The following is a 5,075-nucleotide window of genomic DNA, read 5'->3' as shown; positions in this document are numbered from 1 at the left end:
TTTGCCAATTTAGTTCTTGCCACTCGTTCAGAGTTATTTTTCCTTTCAAGAAAGTGCAACAACTGAGGTTTATGCGTTTTTATTTGCTCAGCCAACGCAGCAGTCATTGCGCCTTTTGGTGCTTTTACTTTCAAAGTGCCAGAATCTGAAACTAGCTGAATATTTTTTTGTTTTAGCTCTTCAAGCAAGTTTATCATTTTGATTAAAACTCCATTTCTTCAAAGGTCTCACTGTCAGCATTGTGCTGCTCTGAGATAGGTTGAGATTGCGTTGCATCAATAAACTGCGCCAATTCCTTGATTGTTTGGAAAGCAAATAAATCTGCAATTTCAAAAGGGTAATTCCAATGTATCTGGATTCGATCGAGAATACTCATTGCATGAAGCGAGTTACCGCCTAAAGCAAAAAAGGTCTGAGTAATACTTAGTGATTCACTATTACCAAGACACTGCCGCCAGATTTCCTCTAGCGCTATTTCCGTTATGGTTTGTGCCTCTATATATTCAGCTTTTGGCGCAGAGATCTCCATTTCCATGAGTGCATTTCGATCAAGCTTCCCATTGGCTGTTACCGGTAACACATCTAGCGCAATAAATACGCTCGGCACCATATAATCTGGAAGCGACAAAAGTAATTGCTCACGCAAAGATTCCGATAAAACCTTTGTATCCATCGCGCTTGCACAAAAAGCAACCAGATGCTCTCTTGAGTTACGTATTTGCAAACTTACAAATGCTTGTTCAATGCCATCACATGCCTCAATTGCGCTCTGTATTTCACCCAGTTCGACTCTGAGTCCTCTAATTTTCACTTGATGATCTAAACGACCTAAAAACTCTATGGCGCCACAAGCCAAACGACGTACCAAATCACCTGTTCGGTAATATCGTTGCTGTGGGCGATTATATATATTTGCCTCAATGAATTTATCTTGAGTTAATTGTGCTTGTTGAAAATACCCTCTGGCTAATCCTGCTCCTGCAATCAACAACTCACCAGGTATCCCTATAGGCTGCTCGACCATGTCGGCACTGACGACAACACAGTTAATGTTATCAATAGCATATCCAATAGGAATACTGTGTGTTTGTGAGTTATCCTTACGGCAATCCCAGTAGCTCACATCAATTGCGGCCTCTGTAGGGCCATATAAATTATGAAGCTGTGCAGTAGATACCTGCCTAAATTGCTCCCGATGATTGAACAGTAATGCTTCACCACTACAAAAGACCTGATGCAACGATTTACAGTCTGAGACATTACTATGCTGCAAAAATGCTTGTAGCATCGAAGGAACGAAGTGACAGTGTGTCACCCCCTTATCCTGAATCAAGGCAGCTAAATATTTAGGTTCCTTATGCCCTCCAGGTCTGGCCATTACGATACTTGCACCTACAAGCCACGGCCAAATAAACTCCCACACCGATACATCAAAACTATAAGGAGTCTTTTGCAGTACTTTGTCATGCTTAGTCATGCCATACTGTTTCTGCATCCATAGCACTCGGTTTAACAAAGCTTGGTGTTCTACCATCACCCCTTTTGGTTTACCTGTGGTGCCAGATGTAAAAATCATATAGGCCAAGTTTTTCTGGCTTAACCCTTGCAATTCAAATGTCGTGCATGGGTACTGACCAAGTTTTTCTTGGCTTTGCTCAGTGTCTAATACAATGATCTGACGTGTACGTAAACACGTATGATCTTTCAAATGATTCTGCGTTAAAACACACACATCTCCCAGTTGATCCAAAACCCCGATATTACGATCATCTGGCATACTAGGGTCAATAGGCACATAAGCCCCCCCAGCTTTGAACACAGCTAGAATTGCAATGGCCATACTACTATGGCGCTCAAGGTATAAGGCCACAAAACTTTCTACTGTGACCCCTTGCTCTTGCAATAACCTAGCAAGACGATTAGCTGCTTCATCTAGCTCTCGATACGTAAGCACTTGCTCACCATCGAATATTGCTGGACTTTGTGGCCTGCTTTGCGCAAATTTCGCCACATATTGATGTGGCAGTAATGACAAATCATATGCGTACTGAGTGTCATGCTGCTTTGCTAATAATGCAGCCTCATCATGAGTAATTAAGTTGATGTTTCCTAGTTCTTTTCTCTTCGCCACTTGGCTAAAAATAGCATCAATATGGTGCTTCAGTTGTTCCGCTTCCGAGGCTTGGAAAAACTCTCTGCGATAACCTAGTGTCAGATGCACGTTGTGCCCGTTACTCACTATAAGCGTTAGCGGCACTGCACTAGATTCAGCACTTTCACTATTTTCAATCACTATTTCAGCATCGCTTTTTGAGCGTTCAGTCGCAATATCACTTGGATAGTTCTCAAATACAACAAGACTATCAAACATATCCACACCAGCAGGTATGGCCGTTTCCTGTTGAATCTCAGGTAATGTTAAAAAGCCATTCTCTTGACCATTAAGTTGATTATCATGGAGACGTTTAAGCTGAGAAAGTAAAGAGAGATCACCAGTAAAGTCTACTTTAACTGGAATCGTGTTAATAAATAATCCCACCATTTTTTCAATATTATTAACTTCGGCAGGACGGCCTGATATCACAGTGCCAAATAACACTTTTTGATTGCCGCTATAACGCTGTAACAAATAACCCCAAACCCATTGGATCACGCTATTTAGTGTTACTTTCGCTTCATTCGCCAACAGACTTAATTGCTGACTAGTGTGCTCATCTAATTGCCAGCTTAGTTCTGTATAGCCCTTTTCTTCAGATGAAGTTTGCTGGTTTAGCAGTGACGTTGGACCATTAAAGTCGCTCAAGTATTCACGCCAATAATTCAAGGCTGATTGCCTATCTTTTCTTTGCAACCAGTCATAATAACCATCTAGTGAAACAGGGGCTGGTAGCGGCTCTTTATGATTGTTCGTATCACCAAAATACGTGCGTAATAACTCTCGATACACTATTGGAATACACCAGCCATCTAAAATAATATGATGATGGGTCCACATAAGTGCATAGCGCTGTAATTGGTAGCGTACAATGGTTACTCTATGCAATGGAGCTGAGTTCAACGCCATTGCTTGTTCACGGTCCTCCTGTCGTATTTTTTGCAAAGCGCTACACTGTTGTTCTGCGTTTAATTCACGCCAATCTAAATACCGTATTGGCATTTCTACTGGATTTGCCAGTACAAAACGATAAAGTCCATTTTGCTCAATCGCAAAACAGCTACGCAGCATGTCATACCTTTGTGTTACCTGTTGCCAAGCGTACGACATTCGTTGAACGTCTAAATCCCCGCGGATCTCTGTCACAACTTGCGTGAGGTAGGCCTGCTCATCCATTTGACTTTGAAAATAGATACCATGCTGTAGCGGTGTTGCAGGGTAAACTCCACTCAATATCCCAAAACGGTGTTGCCATTTATCTAATTGAGGTTGTTTAAAGGCAACAAACGGTACATCTGAAGTGGTGAGTTTAGGTATACACCCTTCACAATGGTCGGCAATGGATTGCAACGCTCTAATGAAGCACTCCTTGAATCGCAGCATCGTTTCCGAGTGAAACTGCTCATCACTATAATCAATCACAAACCGCAAGTTACCGTCACTGACTTGACCATTTATCGCAATGGCAAAATCTCGCAAAGTCTCAGCATGGAGGTTTGATCCCATATGCTCATCTGCAAGTGAAAATCCATCTTGTGCATGCGCCGCAGAAGCTTCTATTTGCCCTAAGTAGTTAAATAGTATTTGCGGTTCAAACTGTTGCAATAAACCTAGATCGTTTGCATTTTTGAGATTTTCGATTACCCCAAACCCAATTCCATGATCTCTAATTGACCGTCTACGCTCTTTCGTAGAAATAATGGTGCCAGCAATATCCGATTTTTCGACGTTCAACAGTAATGGGTACATTGACGTAAACCATCCCACCGTTTCGCTTAAGTCTAACTCAGGAAAAATAGGGACTCGTCCGTGACTTTCAAGCGCTACTGCAATACGTTCGATTGCAAAGGTCTCATATAAAGCTATCGCCAAACCACTTAGCAACAAATCATCTACACCCGTGTGATACGCTTTATTGGCTGAGCCAATCAATTTCCCAGTTACTTCATCTGATAAAGTAAGTCCTAGTGTCTTACTTTGGGTACGTAAACTTGGTTGCATGTTACGTTTCGAAAATGGTAATAACTCACTACCTAATGCCATTTGTTGCTGCCAAAAAGTACCTTCTTTTGCTAAAAAATTATCGCTATGCGCTATTAGTTTTGAGCTCCATTGTTGTATTGATGACGTTTTTTGCGGTAACTGTAAACGCGCGTTATTTTGTTGTTGTCGCCATAAACGTTGTAAATCTTGAACAATAACACGCCAAGAGACACCATCGATAACAAGGTGGTGAGCAACCAATAGCAAGCGCGCTTCTGTGTCGCTCGTTATTAAAGTGGCCTTAAATAAATGACCAGCGGAGATATCAAAGTTAGTTTGTGCATGGGCTGATATGTCAGTAACCGCTGCCTTTGACCAACTTTCAAGCGTAACAACCTCAACACATCGCGTTAGTTGTAACTGCTCTATTGCCATAAACTGGCCATGCCAATCATCGTTATTGGCAATAAACCTCAATCTTAAAGCATCATGCCTATTAAGTAAGCAATACATCGCCCCTTGTAAAAACATTTTCGACAACTCAAGTGGGACATTAAGCATAATTGACTGATTGTAATGATGTAAGGCAGGCTCAATGCTTTGCTGTAAAAAGCGTTTTTGGATTGGGAGTAAGGTAAATTCCCCAGTCAAAGGGGCTTGTTCAGCACTTATCTGAGTGTGCGACTGAGCAAGTAGCGCTTGTTCTGCCACCGAGGGCGCTTCCATTATTTGCTTAAGCGTAAGATGCAATCCACACTCGCGCGCTTTAGCAACCAGCTGAATTGCCAGAATCGAATCACCACCCACCGTAAAGAAATGATCGTGCACACCAATATCATCATTTGCGAGTAGTCGTTGCCATATTTTCAGCAAATTTTGTTCAGATGTATTTCTCGGTCCCTCAAACGTCACTAGCCCCTCAGCAGCCTGATGTTGC

2 protein-coding genes are annotated in these 5,075 nt (G+C 42.0%); both read right to left on the bottom strand.

Translation table 11 applies throughout. The annotated features are described in order from the left end of the window. Positions 1 to 197 (bottom strand): hypothetical protein (locus J8L97_RS22325; RefSeq protein WP_211052892.1); only part of this gene is annotated, 197 nt, incomplete at its 3' end. Positions 198 to 202: 5 nt separating this feature from the next. After that, positions 203 to 5,050 (bottom strand): non-ribosomal peptide synthetase, encoded by a 4,848-nt coding sequence (locus tag J8L97_RS22320; protein WP_211052891.1) that lies wholly within the window; start codon positions 5,048 to 5,050, stop codon positions 203 to 205. Between the last annotated feature and the right edge of the window lie 25 nt (positions 5,051 to 5,075).

The sequence above is a fragment of the Pseudoalteromonas sp. MMG012 genome (assembly GCF_018100875.1).
GTDB classification, from domain to species: Bacteria; Pseudomonadota; Gammaproteobacteria; order Enterobacterales; family Alteromonadaceae; genus Pseudoalteromonas; species Pseudoalteromonas aurantia.
Note: the sequence above shows the minus strand (reverse complement) of the source record. Positions and strands in the feature narration are given on the sequence as shown.